The organism is Bradyrhizobium sp. 23AC, assembly GCF_054863025.1.
Map to the genome: position 1 here is coordinate 560,895 of NZ_JAVAYN010000001.1, position 16,769 is coordinate 577,663.

Annotated in this window: 13 protein-coding genes; 5 read left to right on the forward strand and 8 right to left on the reverse strand. The window is 63.6% G+C overall.

Going from position 1 to position 16,769, the window contains the following annotated elements; genetic code table 11:
* Window positions 1–112 precede the first annotated feature (112 nt).
* From urtC to urtA, 3 genes are all read right to left on the reverse strand, one after another.
* Window positions 113–1,252, reverse strand: coding sequence for an urea ABC transporter permease subunit UrtC (gene urtC / locus RAD10_RS02625; protein ID WP_028139660.1), 1,140 nt, complete (start codon window positions 1,250–1,252; stop codon window positions 113–115).
* A 17-nt stretch (window positions 1,253–1,269) separates the two neighbouring features.
* Window positions 1,270–2,196 carry an urea ABC transporter permease subunit UrtB gene (gene urtB / locus RAD10_RS02630; RefSeq protein ID WP_018316774.1) on the reverse strand — a complete coding sequence of 309 codons (927 nt, stop codon included), beginning with the start codon at window positions 2,194–2,196 and terminating at the stop codon, window positions 1,270–1,272.
* A 132-nt stretch (window positions 2,197–2,328) separates the two neighbouring features.
* Window positions 2,329–3,588: an urea ABC transporter substrate-binding protein gene (gene urtA / locus RAD10_RS02635; RefSeq protein ID WP_271593985.1), complete on the reverse strand. Its 1,260-nt coding sequence runs from the start codon at window positions 3,586–3,588 to the stop codon at window positions 2,329–2,331.
* A 170-nt stretch (window positions 3,589–3,758) separates the two neighbouring features.
* Here urtA and RAD10_RS02640 point away from each other — a divergent pair, with 170 nt between their 5' ends.
* Together RAD10_RS02640 and RAD10_RS02645 are read left to right on the forward strand one after the other, a co-directional pair.
* Window positions 3,759–7,130 carry a hybrid sensor histidine kinase/response regulator gene (locus RAD10_RS02640; RefSeq protein ID WP_461616211.1) on the forward strand — a complete coding sequence of 1,124 codons (3,372 nt, stop codon included), beginning with the start codon at window positions 3,759–3,761 and terminating at the stop codon, window positions 7,128–7,130.
* Complete coding sequence (locus tag RAD10_RS02645) at window positions 7,114–8,040, forward strand: response regulator (RefSeq protein WP_461616212.1); 927 nt, start codon at window positions 7,114–7,116, stop codon at window positions 8,038–8,040. Before RAD10_RS02640 ends, RAD10_RS02645 begins: the two co-directional genes overlap by 17 nt.
* A 236-nt stretch (window positions 8,041–8,276) precedes the next feature.
* On the opposite strand, the gene RAD10_RS02650 is transcribed toward RAD10_RS02645, so the two are convergent.
* Both RAD10_RS02650 and RAD10_RS02655 read right to left on the reverse strand, forming a co-directional pair.
* Window positions 8,277–9,779 (reverse strand): flavin-containing monooxygenase, encoded by a 1,503-nt coding sequence (locus tag RAD10_RS02650; RefSeq protein ID WP_461616213.1) that lies wholly within the window; start codon window positions 9,777–9,779, stop codon window positions 8,277–8,279.
* 124 nt (window positions 9,780–9,903) lie between these two features.
* Window positions 9,904–10,650 (reverse strand): S1 family peptidase, encoded by a 747-nt coding sequence (locus RAD10_RS02655; RefSeq protein ID WP_183235749.1) that lies wholly within the window; start codon window positions 10,648–10,650, stop codon window positions 9,904–9,906.
* A gap of 101 nt (window positions 10,651–10,751) precedes the next feature.
* Here RAD10_RS02655 and RAD10_RS02660 point away from each other — a divergent pair, with 101 nt between their 5' ends.
* Complete coding sequence (locus tag RAD10_RS02660) at window positions 10,752–11,387, forward strand: HAD-IA family hydrolase (RefSeq protein WP_461616214.1); 636 nt, start codon at window positions 10,752–10,754, stop codon at window positions 11,385–11,387.
* Window positions 11,388–11,498: 111 nt separating this feature from the next.
* On the opposite strand, the gene mtnA is transcribed toward RAD10_RS02660, so the two are convergent.
* The 3 genes from mtnA to RAD10_RS02675 form a co-directional block, all read right to left on the reverse strand.
* Window positions 11,499–12,605 carry an S-methyl-5-thioribose-1-phosphate isomerase gene (gene mtnA / locus RAD10_RS02665; protein WP_461616215.1) on the reverse strand — a complete coding sequence of 369 codons (1,107 nt, stop codon included), beginning with the start codon at window positions 12,603–12,605 and terminating at the stop codon, window positions 11,499–11,501.
* Window positions 12,606–12,620: 15 nt separating this feature from the next.
* Window positions 12,621–13,496: an S-methyl-5'-thioadenosine phosphorylase gene (locus tag RAD10_RS02670; RefSeq protein WP_461616216.1), complete on the reverse strand. Its 876-nt coding sequence runs from the start codon at window positions 13,494–13,496 to the stop codon at window positions 12,621–12,623.
* A gap of 297 nt (window positions 13,497–13,793) precedes the next feature.
* Window positions 13,794–14,069: a phosphopantetheine-binding protein gene (locus tag RAD10_RS02675; protein ID WP_461616217.1), complete on the reverse strand. Its 276-nt coding sequence runs from the start codon at window positions 14,067–14,069 to the stop codon at window positions 13,794–13,796.
* A gap of 356 nt (window positions 14,070–14,425) precedes the next feature.
* On the opposite strand from RAD10_RS02675, the gene RAD10_RS02680 reads away from it, so the two are divergent.
* Together RAD10_RS02680 and RAD10_RS02685 are read left to right on the forward strand one after the other, a co-directional pair.
* Window positions 14,426–15,643: an acyl-CoA dehydrogenase family protein gene (locus RAD10_RS02680; RefSeq protein ID WP_461616218.1), complete on the forward strand. Its 1,218-nt coding sequence runs from the start codon at window positions 14,426–14,428 to the stop codon at window positions 15,641–15,643.
* A gap of 39 nt (window positions 15,644–15,682) precedes the next feature.
* Complete coding sequence (locus RAD10_RS02685; RefSeq protein ID WP_461616219.1) at window positions 15,683–16,663, forward strand: amino acid--[acyl-carrier-protein] ligase; 981 nt, start codon at window positions 15,683–15,685, stop codon at window positions 16,661–16,663.
* Window positions 16,664–16,769: the final 106 nt, after the last annotated feature.

The following is a 16,769-nucleotide window of genomic DNA, read 5'->3' on the forward strand; positions in this document are numbered from 1 at the left end:
TCTCCTCACTGCCAGCGTGGCATCGGCATCGTGATGACCGACGAGCATGATCTATCTCCTCACTGCCAGCGTGGCATCGGCATCGTGATGTCCGACGAGCATGATGGCCTCCTCACTCTGCCGGTGCGCCGTCGGCGACCGAATTGTCGTTCCAGCCCGGCTTCCGCTTGCGCGAGGCGAACAGCCGATCGATCCGCGGCTGCACGTAGTCGGCCCAGAGCCCGGACAAACCGTTCGGGAAGGCGAGCACGACCGCGATGAACAGCGCGCCGAGGCCGAACAGCCAGAGTTGCGGGAAGGATTCCGACAGGCTGGTCTTGGCGAAATTCACCAGGATGGCGCCCCAGATCGCGCCGAAGATCGACATGCGGCCTCCGACCGCGGTGTAGATCACCATCTCGATCGACGGCACGATGCCGACAAAGGACGGCGACATGAAACCGACATTGAGCGCGAACATTGCGCCGCCGATCGCGGCGAAGACCGCGGCCATGCAGAAGGCGAAGATCTTGAAGTTGGCGACGCTGTAGCCGGAGAAGCGGACGCGGTCCTCCTGTTCGCGCATCGCCACCAGGATGCGGCCGAGCTTGGTCAGGCGGATGAACTGCGCGATTCCGATGCAGGCGAACAGCAGCACCACCTCGACGAAGTACAGGATGACCTTGGCGTGGTCGGGCCGGATGTCCCATCCCTTGAGGGTACGCAGATCCGTCATGCCGTTGATGCCGCCGGTATAGCCCTGCTGCCCGACGATCAGGATGGTCAGGATGGCGGCGACGGCCTGGGTGATGATCGCGAAATAGGTGCCGCCGACACGGCGCTTGAACATCGCGGTGCCGATGATCAGGGCGAACAGGCCGGGGACCAGGATGATGGCGAGGATGGTGAAGGTGAGGCTGTGGAATGGTTGCCAGAACAACGGCAGCGACGTGATCTGATTCCAGTCCATGAAATCGGGGATGCCGGGCGTCGACTGGATCTTCGTGTTCTCGACGCTGGAAGCCTCCAGCTTGAGAAACATCGCCATGCAGTAGCCACCGAGACCGAAGAACACGCCCTGCCCCAGGCTCAGGATGCCGCCATAGCCCCAGCACAGTACGAGGCCGAGCGCGACAAAGGCGTAGGTGAGGTATTTCGCGACCAGGTTGAGGCGGAACACATCCAGCGACAGCGGCAGGATCACGAACAGCACGGCGGCCAGGACAATGAAGCCGATGAGCTCGGACCGATTGAAGAAGCGTGAGTTGATCATGACTTGCCTGCTTCTCGTTACTTGCGGACTTTGAGGGCGAAGAGACCCTGCGGCCGCAGCATCAGGATGCCGACGACAGCGAGCAGCGTCAGGACCTTGGCCATCGAGCCCGACATGAAGAATTCGAGCGTCGATTGCGTCTGCGAGATCGAGAACGCGGAGGCGATGGTGCCGAGCAGGCTCGCGGCGCCGCCGAACACGACGACCAGGAACGTGTCCACGATGTAGAGCTGTCCGGAGGTCGGCCCGGTCGAGCCGATCATGGTGAAGGCGCTTCCGGCGATTCCGGCGATGCCGCAACCGAGCCCGAACGTGTAGCGGTCGACCTTCTCGGTATTGATGCCGACCGCGCCGGCCATGATGCGGTTCTGCACCACCGCACGGACCTGGCGGCCCCAGCGCGACATGTACATGACGTAGGCGACCGAGAGAGTGATCAGCACGGTGAGACACATCACGAAGACGCCGTTGATCGGCACTTCGATGCTGTCGGTTACGTGCAGCGAGCCCAGCATCCATTGCGGCAGCTCGACGCCGACCTCACGCGCGCCGAACACGGAGCGATAGGCCTGCTGCAGCATCAGGCTGAGGCCCCAGGTGGCAAGCAGCGTATCCAGCGGGCGCTTGTAGAGATGCCGTATCAGCACCCACTCCACCAGCATCCCCAATGCGCCGGACGCGACAAAGGCCAGGATCATCGCAAGGAAGAAATAGCCGCTGAACAAGCCGGGCAAATAAGACTGGAAGACATTCGAGGTCATCCAGGTAACGTAGGCGCCGAGGATCATGAACTCGCCATGGGCCATGTTGATGACGCCCATCTGGCCGAAGATGATGGCAAGCCCGAGCGCCATCAGGACGTAGACCGAGAACAGGATCAGTCCGGCAAAGCCCTGCATGACGAAGATGGAGCCGAGATCACCAAGCGAGTAGTCGCCGAACATCGATGTCCTCCGTCGGGGATAAGGGTCCCGCGTCGCGAGCAGGTTCGCGACGCGGGGGTCTTGGGCGTGGATTTGCTGTCCACGCCAGGGAGAGGCTTGGTATTTGGACGAAAGCGCGACTGGGAGCGCTTCTTACTGGTAGCCCTTCGGGAACGGATCCGGCTCGACGAGATCGGCGGTCTCGTAGATCAGCTCGAACTGACCATCGAGCTTGGCGCGTCCCACCCGGGTCTTCGACCAGAGGTGATGATTCTCGTGGATGCGCACATAGCCTTCCGGAGCGCCCTTGAACTCGACGCCGGGCGAAGCCGCTGCGATCTTGTCGACGTCGAAGGAACCCGCCTTCTCCACCGTCAACTTCCACAGCCACGGGCCGAGATAGGCAGCCTGGGTGACGTCTCCAATCACCGTCTTCTCGCCCCACGCCTTCTTGAACGCCGGCACGAAGGTCTTGTTGTTCGGATTGTCGAGCGACTGGAAGTACTTCATGCAGGCATAGGCGCCCGCGATGTTCTCGCCGCCGATGCCGTCGATCTCGTCTTCGGTCACCGAGATCGTCAGCAGCGCCTGCTTGGAGAGGTCGATGCCGGCGGCCTTGAGCTGCTTGTAGAAGGCGACGTTGGAGCCGCCCACGACGTCGGTGAAGATGACGTCGGGCTTGGTCAGCTTGATCTTGTTGATGACCGAGTTGAACTGGGTGTTGCCGAGCGGATAGTACTCCTCGCCGACCACCTTGCCCTTCAGCACGTTCTCGACATGCTTGCGCGCAATCTTGTTCGAGGTGCGCGGCCAGATGTAGTCGGAGCCGATGAAAAAGAACGACTTCGCGCCCTTTTCCTTGGCGATCCAGTTCAGGCCGGCGAGAATCTGCTGGGTCGCTTCCTGGCCGGTGTAGATGACGTTCTTGGACTGCTCGAGGCCTTCGTAGAAGGTCGGGTAATACAGCATGCCGTTATACTGCTCCATGACCGGCAGCACGGCCTTGCGCGAGGCCGAGGTCCAGCAGCCCATGATCGCCGCGACCTTGTCGTTGACCAGCAGCTTCTTGGCCTTTTCCGCAAAGGTCGGCCAATCGCTGGCGCCGTCCTCCTGGATGAACTTGATCTTGCGCCCGAGCACGCCGCCGGCGGCATTGATCTGCTCGATGGCGAGCTTTTCGGCCTCGATCGACCCGGTCTCGGAGATGGCCATGGTGCCGGTCGCCGAATGCAGGATGCCGACCGTGACCTCGGTGTCGGTGACCGCAAGGCCGGTGGTGTTGACGGCCGAGGTCGCGGGAGCCTGCGCAAAGGATGCCCGCGGCAGCATCGTGATGGCCGGCACGGCGGCCATTCCCATCAATAGTTTGCGCCGGAGCGGCGACAAAAGGCCCTTGTTTGGTTCGTCTGACATGAGCACCCCACTTTTGTTCGAGGACACGCGATTGGTGCCGTGAGGATGGCTCGGATTGATGCAGCGCCAGCATACGCAAGATCGCGTATACTGCACCGCAAAATGCCGACGTAGGCTTTTGGTACGGAATTTGCGAGGGCTCCGGGTCCGTATCAGGAGTGGGGTAGAGCGTGGCAGGGCGGCAGCGAATAGACCGCGTCAGGCGCCAGTACAACCAATGGGTCGCCAACCAGACGCTGGAGGACTACGCGCTGCGCTTCACGGCCAAGAGCGCGCGCCGCTGGTCCGCCGCCCGGGTCGCCAACACGGCGCTGGGCGCGATCTCGTTCCTGGCGATGGAGGCGATCGGCGGCACCATCACGCTGAACTATGGCGTCACCAACGCCGCCGCCGCCATCCTCGTGGTCTCGACCATCATCTTCTGCTGTGGCGTGCCAATCGCCTATTATGCCGCTAAATGCGGCATCGACATCGACCTGCTCACGCGGGGCGCCGGCTTCGGCTACATCGGGTCCACCGTCACCTCGCTGATCTACGCGTCCTTCACCTTCATCTTCTTTGCGATCGAAGCCGTGATCCTGGCGTCCGCGCTCGAGATGTGCTTCGGGATTCCGCGGCCGATCGGCTATCTCATCAGCGCCGTCGTCATCATCCCGCTGGTGGCCTACGGCATCACGCTGATCAGCCGCTTCCAATTGTGGACGCAGCCCCTGTGGATCGTGCTCCACATCATTCCGTTCGCGGCGATCGCCTGGCACAACCCGCACTCCTTTACGGAGTGGCGCAAGTTCTCGGGCGAGCACGGCGACCTCAACGGGCACTTCGACCTGCTGCTGTTCGGGGTTGCGGCCTCGGTGGTGTTTTCGCTGGTGGCGCAGATCGGCGAGCAGGTCGACTTCCTGCGATTTTTGCCGCGCGACCGCCGCGCCTCCAGGGCGTCCTGGTGGGTGGCGCTGATGAGCGCGGGACCGGGCTGGATCGTGCTTGGCGCGCTGAAACTCCTGGCGGGTTCGTTCCTCGCCTTCTTCGCGCTCAGCCACGGGGTGCCGCCCGAGGAGGCCGCCGAGCCCGCGCATATGTATCTCGAAGCGTTCCGCTATGTGCTGTCGCAGCCTGACCTCGCGCTGGCGTTGACCGGCACGTTCGTGATCCTGTCCCAGGTGAAGATCAACGTCACCAACGCCTATGCCGGCTCGATCGCCTGGTCGAACTTCTTCTCGCGCTTGACCCACAGCCATCCCGGCCGCGTCGTCTGGCTGGTCTTCAACGTCATCGTGGCGCTGCTGTTGATGGAGATCGGCGTCTACAAGGCCCTGGAGCAGACGCTCGCGCTCTATTCGAACGTCGCGATCGCCTGGGTCGGCGCGCTGGTCGCGGATCTCGTCGTCAACAAGCCGCTTGGATTGCGGCCGCAGCAGATCGAATTCAAGCGCGCTCATCTCTACGACGTCAATCCGGTCGGCGTGGGTGCGATGACGATCGCGACCATTGTCTCGATCAGCGCCTTTTACGGCCTGTTCGGGCCGACCGCGAAGGCGCTGTCAGCCTTCATAGCGCTGGCCGTTGCCTTCCTGACCGCACCGTTGATTGCCTGGGCCACGGACGGCAAATATTACATCGCGCGCAAGCCGAAGCGGAGTTGGCAGGACCTCGAGTCGATCCAGTGCTGCATCTGCGAGCACGCGTTTGAGCCGGAGGACATGGCCTCCTGCCCCGCTTACGCCGGACCGATCTGCTCCTTGTGCTGCTCGCTGGATGCCCGCTGCCACGATCTCTGCAAGCCGCAAGCGCGGATCCAGGCGCAGGTATCGGAGACGCTGGGCAAGCTGCTGCCGCAGCCGATCTATGCGCGCATCAACTCGCAACTCGGCCATTACGTCGGCGTGTTCGTGGTCTCCGCCGGCCTCGTCGCGCTGGTGCTGGGCCTTATCTATCTGCAGACCTCGGCGAGCGTGCACGGCGAGAATACGCTCGTCTCCGACGTGCTCTGGAAGGTGTTCTTCTCGCTCAGCATCATCATCGGTGTGGTGGCGTGGCTGTTCGTGCTGGCACAACAGAGCCGCCGGGCCGCCGAGGAGGAGACCCGGCGGCAGACCGCGCTGCTGATCCAGGAGATCGACGCCCACAAGCGCACCGACGCCGAGCTGCAGCGCGCCAAGGAGGTCGCCGAATCCGCCAACCTCGCCAAGAGCCGCTACGTGGTGGGCCTGAGCCACGAGCTGCGCTCACCGCTGAATGCGATCAGCGGCTATGCCCAGCTCCTGGAGCAGGACACGACGCTCAACACCAAGCCGCGCGATCAGGTCCGCGTCGTTCGCCGCAGTGCCGACCACCTCTCCGGCCTGATCGACGGCATTCTGGACATCTCCAAGATCGAGGCCGGACGGCTGTATCTGTCGCGCGACGAGGTGCGCTTCAGCGAGTTCCTCGATCAGCTCGTCGGCATGTTCCGCCTTCAGGCCGCTGCCAAGGGCATCGATTTCGTATTCCGGCGGCCGGCGTATTTGCCGCTGGTGGTCTATGCCGATGAGAAGCGGCTGCGCCAGGTGTTGATCAATTTGCTCTCGAACGCCATCAAGTTCACCCAGGCCGGCAGCGTACAGTTCGTCGTGCATTATCGCAGCCCCGTTGCCGAGTTCGAGGTGATCGACACCGGTCCCGGCATCCAGGGCGACGATCTCGAACGCATCTTCGCGCCGTTCGAGCGCGGTGCGCTCGGCGTCTCGCAGCCGCAAACCGGCACCGGCCTCGGCCTGACCATCAGCCGTCTGCTCGCCGGCGTGATGGGCGGCGATATCAAGGTCATGAGCACGGTCGGCACCGGCTCAACGTTCAAGGTCAAGATCCTGCTCTCGGAGGTCACCAATCCGCAGCGCATCGCGCCGGTGGAGGCTCCGATCTCCGGCTATCACGGCGCTCGCAAGACCATCCTCATCACCGACGACGACCCCGTGCATCGCGACCTCCTGCGCGAGGTGCTGACGCCGCTCGGCTTCATCCTGCTCAGCGCGCCGGACGGCCCCGGCTGCCTCGCATTGGCGCAGCATTGCCGGCCCGATCTGTTCCTGCTCGACATCTCGATGCCCGCCATGGACGGCTGGGCCGTCGCGGAGGCCTTGCGCGCGAGCGGCCATCATCAGGCCCGCATCCTGATGGTGTCGGCCAGCGCGATCGAGGCCCACGGCGCGCCGCTGGCGCAGCCTTTCCACGACGGCTATCTGATGAAGCCGATCGACATCCCCAGGCTCCTGGAGACGATCCGCCAGCTCCTCAAGATCGAATGGCAATACGGCTCGGACGAGATCACGGTGCCGTTCTGGCGCCCCGAAAGCGGATCAAGGCCGCCGGCGCGGCACATCGAGGCGCTGATCGGGCTCGGCCAGATCGGCTACGTCAAGGGCATCCAATTGAAGCTGGACGAGATCGGCAGCGAGCATCCGGAACATGCCGACTTCGTCGCACAGATGCGGTCGCTGGTCGACCGCTTCGATCTCGAGCAGTACATGGCCACATTGAAGACGTTGCATGCGCATGAACATTGAGTCGAAAAAGCGCGACGTCGCGCTCGTTGTGGATGACTCTCCCGAGACGCTGCGGCTGCTCACCGACGCGCTCGACGGCGCCGGCATGACGGTGATGGTGGCACTCGACGGCGCGGCGGCGATACGCATCATCGACCAGATCACGCCCGACATCGTGCTGCTCGATGCCGTGATGCCCGGCATCGACGGCTTCGAGACTTGCCGCCGGCTCAAGCGCGATGCCGGTCTTGCCAATGTCCCCGTGATCTTCATGACGGGGCTCGCCGAAACCGAGCATATCGTTCGTGGGCTAGAGGCCGGCGGCGTCGATTACGTGACAAAGCCGATCGTGATCGAGGAAATGCTGGCGCGCATCCGCGTCCATCTCGGCAATGCCCGCCTGACCCAGAGCGCGCGCGCCGCGCTCGACGTGTCCGGCCGGTTCCTGTTCGCGGTCAACCGCCAGGGCGACGTACTTTGGGCGACGCCGCAGGCGCAGAAGCTGCTGTCCGATCATCACGGCGCACAGGCCGACGATTTCGTCCTGCCGCCATCGCTGCTGCAATGGCTGGAGCAGGCCAGGGCCAAGGGAAGCTCGAAATCCCAGGCGGCTTCCTTGCCCGACAATCCGCAGCTTCGGCTCTATTACATGGGCGAAACCGCGCCGAACGAGTTCCTGCTGCGGCTCTCCAGGGAGTCCGGCACCGCGCTGCCGCCGGAATTCACCAGCGAACTCGGGCTCACCACCCGCGAGGGCGAGGTGCTGGCCTGGCTCAGCAAGGGCAAGACCAACCGCGACATCGCGCAAATCCTGGGCCTCAGCCCGCGCACGGTCGACAAGCATCTCGAGCAGATCTACGCCAAGCTCGGCGTGGAGAACCGCACGGCGGCGGCGGCGATTGCGGCGAACGCGACGCGAAGGAATTCGTAGAGGCTGCGGTGTCGATGAGTTGGCACGCCGCTAACCTTGCAACCGGTGTCGTCCCGGACAAGCGAAGCGCCGATCCGGGACCCATAACCACAGGAAGCAATCTTCCGCGAGTCGGCAACTCCGAGTGCCCGTAACCACTTCTCCCTGTGGCTATGGGTCTCCCGGGTTCGCTTCGCGCCCCGGGACGACAGCGGAGTGTGTGGCGATCACATCCGCCTCTCACACAAGCAGCGCCCTCACCTATACACGAACGCCTTGTCATCCAGATCCGTCTTCGGGATCTCGTCCTTTTCGGTCCAGTAATCCTGGCTGTGCTGCCATTCCGGCTTGTCGCCGCGCTTGGGCAACAGGTCCATGTTGCGCATCATGTAGCCGGGGTTGAAGTTCTCCGGATCGATCCAGGGCAGGATCGGCATATTGTGGTCTTCGGCGCGCAAGCGCACCTCGACCTTCTTCGCGCCTTTGGTCTTCATATGACCGAGCAGCCGGCAGACGAAATCTGCGACCAGATCGACGCGCAGCGTCCAGCTGGCGCGGAAATAGCCGAACACCCAGACCATGTTCGGAACGCCCGTGAACATCATGCCGCGATAGGTGACGGTGTCGCCGAAGGCGAGCGGCTTGCCGTCGATCTCGAAGGCGATGTCGCCGAGCGCCGCGAGATTGAAGCCGGTCGCGGTGACGATGACATCGGCTTCCAGCAGCTTGCCGGATTTGAGCTGGATACCGTTCTCGACGAAGCATTCGATCTCGTCGGTGACGACGGAGGCCTTGCCGCTGGCGATGCCCTTGAACAGATCGGCATCGGGCACGAAGGCGATGCGCTGCCGCCACGGCCGGTAGGTCGGCGTGAAATGCGTCTCGACGTCGTAGTCGGGACCGAGCACCGCGCTGATCTGGCCGATCAGGTCCTTCTTGACCTGCTCGGGCTTGGAGACGCAGAGTTTCGTGAAGGCATCCTGTTCGAACAAAATCTTGCGCCGAACGATCTCGTGGATCCAGGCCTCGTCGACCTGAAGCCTGCGCAGCTCCTCCGCGATCTCGATGGCATTGCGGCCGAGGCGAAAATAAGTCGGCGAACGCTGCAGCATGGTGGCATGCGCGCACTTGTCCGCAATGTTCGGCACCAGCGTTGCCGCGGTGGCGCCCGAGCCGATCACCACGACCTTCTTGTTCGTGAGGTCGAGATCATCAGGCCAGGTCTGCGGATGAACGATGCGGCCTTTGAAGCGATCGGTGCCCTTCCATTCCGGCGTGTAGCCTTCCGAATGACGGTAATAGCCCTGGCACATCCAGAGGAAGTTCGCCGTGAAGGTCTTCGGCTCGCCGGTGTCGGTTGTAATAGCCTCGATAGTCCAGAGATTCTGCTCGCTCGACCAGCTGGCGGAATTGATCTTGTGCTTGTAGCGGATATGCCGCGCGATATCGTTGTCGTCGATCACCTCGTTCATGTAGGCGAGGATTTCTTCGGCGGTCGCGATCGGCGGCCCGACCCAGGGCTTGAAGCTATAGCCGAACGTATGGAGATCGCTGTCCGAGCGGATGCCGGGATAACGATGCGTGCTCCAGGTGCCGCCGAACGTCGCCTGCGTTTCCAGGATCACGTAGCTCGTGCCCGGAAGTTGCTTGTTGATGTGATAGGCGCTGCCGATGCCGGAGATGCCGGCGCCGACGATCAGCACGTCGAAATGTTCAGAAGCCTGTTTGGCCGTGGCGTGACTGCGAACAGCGACATTCATTGTTGCTTCTATGCCTTGCTTGTTTTTGTGGCCGCCCTTGACGGACGACGCGTTTCCTCCGCGGCCGGCATGATCACCCGCCGCGCTTCCGCTTCAAAATGACATAGATCAAGTCGCGGTCAAATCACAGTGCCGCACCCCAGCTCCGCGCGGTCTGCAAGATCCAGTCGCGGTAGAGCGTGAGCGGCGTGACCCCCGTCAATCCACCGCAGCCATCGCCGGCGTTCGGTCCCGTCGCCCAGCTGATGACACCGACAAGCACGGCGCCGTTCGGCTTGTCCTCGAACACAGGACCACCGGAATCGCCGGTACAAGCGCCAATTCCGTCGCGAACACCGTTGGTTACGGGATCGACCAGGCGAATCTGAAGCGTGCCGGGCTGGCCCGTGACGACAAGGCCCGCGACGCGCGTGGCCCCGCCGCTCCTGCCATCACCGCGCACGGTGACACCGGTACCGGCAATGACGAAACGGCTACCGACCTGGATTGGAATATTCGGCGCGCCGACCGGCACCGCCGATTTTCCCTTGAGTGGAATTTCCAGCTGCAATAGCGCCACGTCTGCACCGGCGCGGTGCACCTGCGCTTTGTAGCCCGGATGGATCGCGATGGTGCGCACGTTCAGCAATTGCGGTGCGCCACCGCTGCGATCGACGATCTTGTAGTCCGCGCCGGGCGGCACGCAGTGAGCGCCGGTCAATACGATCTTCGGCGCGATCAGAGTGCCAGTGCAGGAATTGCCGCGCGAGCCGACGATGGTGACGACGGCGCGCGCGACACCATCGGCCTGGGGCGTGCCACCGCCGACGATGGCATGGGCGGGTGTGGCGAGCAGCAGCGCAGTCGTGATGAACGTGGCAAGCTTCTTCATGGGAACACGCTTCGGCATTGGCGGCGGCAGATTGCTTCGGACTGGTCCTTGCCGATAGCGCATGCTAGCCCTCTTGGAAAGGAATTGACGAGGGCAGGATAGTGGCGATCGAGGCGGTGATCTTTGATTTTGGCGGCGTGCTGACGAGTTCGCCGTTCGAGGCATTCGCGCGATTCGAGACCGAGCGCGGCTTGCCCGTCGACATCATACGGCGGACCAACGCCGCCAACCATCTGGAAAACGCCTGGGCCAAGTTCGAGCGGGCCGAGGTCGATATCGACACCTTCGACGAATTGTTCGCCACGGAATCGCTCGCGCTCGGTGCGGAGGTGCGCGGCCGCGACGTGCTGCCGCTGCTGCAGGGCGATCTGCGCCCCGAGATGGTGGAGGCATTGAAGCGCATCAAGGCGCAATTCAAGACCGGCTGCATCACCAACAATCTGCCTGCCAATGCCATCGGCAGCATGACCGGGCGCTCCCTGTATATCGCCGAAGTCATGGTGCTGTTCGACCATGTCATCGAGTCCGCCAAGATCGGCCTGCGCAAGCCCGACCCGCGAATCTACCGGCTGATGGTCGAGACGCTGAAGGTCGATCCGAACAATTGCGTCTATCTCGACGATCTCGGCGTCAATCTGAAACCCGCACGCGAGATGGGCATGGCCACGATCAAGGTGACGAGCAGCGCCCAGGCGATCGCGGAGCTTGAGAAGGCGACGGGGCTGAAGCTGGGGTAGGCACCTCGTCGTTGCGAGGCACGAAGCCGCAGGGTGGGCAAAGCGAAAGCGTGCCCACCACAAGCAGATGGTGGGCACGGCGCTTTCGCGCCTTTGCCCACCCTACGAGACCTACTTTGACGCCGCCGCGATCCGCTCCGGAAACGCCGCCGCCAGCTCGTCGCGATCCGGCTTCAGCACGCCGCGCTCAGTGATCAAGCCCGTCACGAGCCGTGCCGGCGTCACATCGAAGGCATAATTCGCGACCGGCGATCCCTCGGGCACGATGCGCACTGTCTCCAGCCTTCCATCCGCGGTTCGGCCGGTCATGTCGGTGACTTCAACGCCGCTGCGCTGCTCGATCGGAATATCGCGGATGCCGTCATGGACGGCAAAATCGATCGTCGGCGACGGCAGCGCGACATAGAACGGCACGCCGTTGTCGTGGGCGGCCAGCGCCTTCAGATAGGTGCCGATCTTGTTGCAGACATCGCCATTGGCGGCGACGCGGTCGGTGCCAACGATGGCGAGATCGACCATGCCGTGCTGCATCAGGTGCCCGCCGGTGTTGTCGGGGATCACCGTGTGCGACACGCCGTGATGACCGAGCTCCCAGGCCGTGAGCGAGGCGCCCTGGTTGCGCGGCCGTGTTTCGTCGACCCAGACATGGATCTTGATGCCGCGTTCGTGTGCAAGATAGATCGGCGCCGTCGCCGTGCCCCAGTCGACGGTGGCGAGCCAACCGGCGTTGCAATGGGTCAGCACGTTGACGATCTCGCCCCGCTTCTTCGATGCGATTGCCTCGATCAGCTTCAAGCCGTTGCCAGCGATGCCGCGATTGATCTCGACGTCCTGCTCGACGATCTCGTCGGCACGCGCATAGGCTGCCTCGGCGCGCTCCAGCGGATCGAGCGGCGCGAGCGCCATGCGCATCTCGTCCAGCGCCCATTTCAGATTGATCGCGGTCGGCCGCGCCACCACCAGCGTGTCGTAAGCGCGCTTCAGGCCGGCGTCGGAGGCGTCCTCGCGCATGGCGAGCGCCACGCCGTAAGCTGCGGTCGCACCGATCAGCGGCGCGCCGCGCACCAGCATGTCGCGGATGGCGACGGCTGCGTCTTCGCAGGATGTCAGCTTCGCGACGACGAACTCATGCGGCAGGCGGCGCTGGTCGATCGCACCGATTGACCAGCCGTCAGGCTCGCGCCAGATGCTACGAAAATGCTTGCCGTCGACCTTCATGGCATTCTGCCTTTCTCATACCCGCAGGATACGCCCGGCCACCGCATCGAGCTTCTTCAGAAGCTCGGGATCGCGCGCCTCGGGCGCCGTGATCAGCGCGGTGTCGAGCGCGCGGTCCGAGCCGATCGGACAGGGCTCATGCTCGCGCGGAAAGTCCTTTGCCAGCCGCGTCACCAAGGCCTTGGCCTTGTCGGCGTTCGAGGTCAGCACGCGGATGATATCCTGCACGGTGACGGCATCGTGATCCGGATGCCAACAGTCGAAATCCGTCACCATCGCCACCGTGGCGTAACAGATCTCGGCCTCACGCGCGAGCTTCGCCTCCGGCATGTTGGTCATGCCGATCACGGAATAGCCTGATGTCTTGTAGGTCATGCTCTCCGCATAGGTGGAGAATTGCGGCCCCTCCATGCAGACATAAGTGCCGCCACGCGCGATCGCGATGCTCTCGGCTTCAGCGGCCGCGGCAAGATGAATGCGCAGACGTGGAGAAACCGGATGCGCCATCGACACATGGGCGACACAGCCCCGGCCGAAGAACGAGCCCTCGCGCTTGTAGGTGCGGTCGACGAACTGGTCGACGAGAACGAAGGTGCCCGGCGGCAGTTCCTCCCTGAAGGAACCGCAGGCCGACAGCGAGATCAAATCGGTGACGCCGGCCCGCTTCAAAACGTCGATATTGGCGCGGTAGTTGATGTCGGAGGGCGACAGCCGGTGCCCCTTGTCGTGCCGTGGCAGGAATACGATCGGCAACCCTGCGATGGTGCCGCGGCGCACGGGCGCCGACGGCTCGCCCCAGGGGGTCCTGATCACCTCTTCGCGCGCACCCTCGAGGCCCGGCAAATCATAAATGCCCGAGCCGCCGATGATGCCCAATACCGCCTGCGTCATGCCTGCTCCACCCTGTTCGCCACGTGCGACATGGTTAAGCTATGCCAGTTTTGCGGCGGTTTTGGAACCGGGTGGTGGGGATGCCGGTGGCGTGAAGGGCGGAGGCGGGCCGCACACGAGACGTCGTCCCCGCCTAGTGCGCAATTGCGCACGGGGCGCGGGGACCCATAACCACAGGCCGTGATTTGGCGAAGACTAGTGGTTCGGTACTTCGACCGTCAGCGACCGAGAGATTCCGCGGTATGGGCCCTGCGCCTCGTGCGCAATTGCGCACCAGGCAGGGACGACACCGTTTGCTTAGGCCGCGGTCGCCAGCTGCAGCTGGGTCGCCACCATCCGCTCCAGCGTCTCGACGGACTGGAAATTCTCCGGCGTGATCTCGGACTGCGGAATGGCGAAGTCGAACTCGGCTTCGACGCCGAGCATCAGATTGACCATGTCCATCGAGGTCAGGCCGACATCGACGAGCTTGGCAGACGGCGTGACATCGGCGGCCATGAGCGAATTCTGCTCGAGGATGCCCTTCACCAGCTTGATGATGCGATTGCGTACGTCGGTATCAAAGGATTGCATCGGCAAATTCCCGTCTGTCTGTCAAAGGTCGGACCGCTTGCCGCTACGATGGGCACGGCCTGCCGGTCCCGCAATGGGCGACACCAATACTTCGCGTTTCTTAGTAAACGATGACTCAGATTGTCTGAAATTCAGGCTTCTTCCAGAGTCCTAACGCGATGCTGGAAAAACGGGTGATGCAAACAACCGGACCTTAACTGTTCGTTCGGAATTGGGCTTTGTTTACCCTCTATTTCATCGACGAATTTGAATTAAATCCGTAGCCTCATGTCACAAGCAAAGATGGCCGGAGGATCGCTTACGCGCATCGCGAATGATGCCGGCGATCTCGAACGGCAAACCGGAGGCGGACGAGTATGAACGTGCGTGAAGCAGTCCTCACTGTCGACGAAACGCAGACGGGCTTCCTCGAGCAGGGTCCCTCCCTGATCGAGCGCGCCGCCCGAACCGCCGCAGCTGCCGCGGCCGACGCAGACGGGGTCGATCGCGACGCTCGTTTCCCGCACAGGGCTTTCGAGGTCGCGCGCGAGCAGAAACTGCTCGGCGTCATGATCCCGGTCGAATTCGGCGGCCTCGGTGCCTCCATCTACGACGTCACCGACATCTGCTACACGCTCGGACGCGCCTGCGCCTCGACCGCGATGATCTACGCGATGCACCAGACCAAGGTCGCCTGCGTCGTCAGGCACGGTCACGGCATCCCCTGGATGGAGACCATGATGCGCCGGGTCGCCCGCGACCAGTGGCTGCTCGCCTCCTCCACCACCGAAGGCCAGAACGGCGGCAACATCCGCGCCAGCGCCGCTGCCGTCGATCACGCCGGCGACACCGTCTCGCTGGTGCGCGACGCCACCGTGATCTCCTACGGCGCGGAAGCCGACGGCCTCGTCACCATCGCCCGCCGCGCCACCGAGGCCGCCGCCTCCGACCAGGTGCTGCTGGCGCTCGCCAAGGACGATTATTCGCTGAAGCGGACGCTGGGCTGGGAAACGCTCGGCATGCGCGGCACCTGCTCGACCGGTTTCGAGCTGAAGGTCGATTGCCCCGCCGATCGCGTCTTCCCGGAATCCTATGACAAGATCCACGCCCAGACCATGACGCCGTTCGCGCATCTGTGCTGGTCGTCGGCCTGGGCCGGCATCGCCGCCGCGGCCGTGACCCGCGCGCAAGCCTTCGTCCGCAAGGCGGCCCGCACCTCTGGCGGCCCGATGCCGCCGGCCGCGGCACATTTCACCGCCGCCAAGATGTCGCTGGCAAAGCTGCGCGCGCTGCTGTCGGCCAATATCGATGCCTTTGCCCGCGCCGAGCATGACGAGCGCGCCCTCGGCTCGCTCGACTTCCAGTCCTCGATCACGCTGCTGAAGGTGCAGGCTTCCGAACTCGCGGTCGAGACCGTGATGCATGCGATGCGCACAGCCGGCCTCTCCGGCTACCGCAACGACGGCGAGTTCACGATGGGCCGGCACCTCCGCGACGTGCTGTCGTCCCCGATCATGATCAACAACGACCGTATTCTGGCCAATGCCGCAACATCGACGCTGATGAGTGGCGTGCCGACAAGCCTTCACGACTGAATCAACAACAACAATTTTGAGATAGCAGGACATCGCGCCATGAATATTGCCATTCTCCCCGACTCGCCCGCGACCGCGCCGCAGATGATCGATCCGCTCGATCACCTCGCCGACAAGCTGTTCCACCGCATGGGCGCCGACGGCGTCTACGCCCGCACCGCACTCTATGAAGGCGTGGTCGAGAAGCTCGCCGCGCTGATCACCAGTCATCGCGAGAGCGGCACCGAGGTGATGCGCTTCCCGCCGGTGATGAGCCGGGCCCAGCTGGAGAAATCCGGCTACCTCAAGAGCTTTCCGAATCTGCTCGGCTGCGTTTGCGGTCTGCACGGCACCGAGCGCGAGATCAACGCCGCGGTGAGCCGCTTCGATGCCGGCGGCGACTGGACCACCTCGCTGTCTCCCGCCGATCTCGTGCTGTCGCCCGCCGCCTGCTATCCGGTCTACCCGATTGCGGCGAGCCGTGGCCCCTTGCCGAAGGGCGGCCTGCGCTTCGACGTTGCCGCCGATTGCTTCCGCCGTGAGCCGTCGAAGCATCTCGACCGGCTGCAATCGTTCCGGATGCGCGAATATGTCTGCATCGGCACCCCCGACGACGTCGCCGATTTCCGTGAGCGCTGGATGGTGCGCGCGCAGGCGATCGCGACCGACCTCGGCCTCACCTTCCGCGTCGATTATGCCAGCGATCCTTTCTTCGGTCGTGTCGGCCAGATGAAGGCGGTGAGCCAGAAGCAACAACAGCTCAAGTTCGAGCTGCTCATTCCGCTGCGCTCGGAAGAGCAGCCGACGGCCTGCATGAGCTTCAACTATCACCGCGAGCATTTCGGCACGACCTGGGGAATCCAGGATGCCGGCGGCGAGCCGGCCCACACCGGCTGCGTCGCCTTCGGCATGGACCGGCTGGCGGTCGCCATGTTCCACACCCACGGCACCGACCTTTCCGCCTGGCCCGCCAAGGTGCGGGACGTCCTGGGCCTGCAGCCGCGGGTCACGGCCGACGCCCATGTCGAAGGCTGGCGCTAGCTGCATGATCCGGATCCGAAGGACCGCGTCGGCGAAAGTGCGAAGCGGTCTTCCGAAAAGATCATGCTGAAACAATAGACCAAACGAGGCCTGTCATTTCCACGGG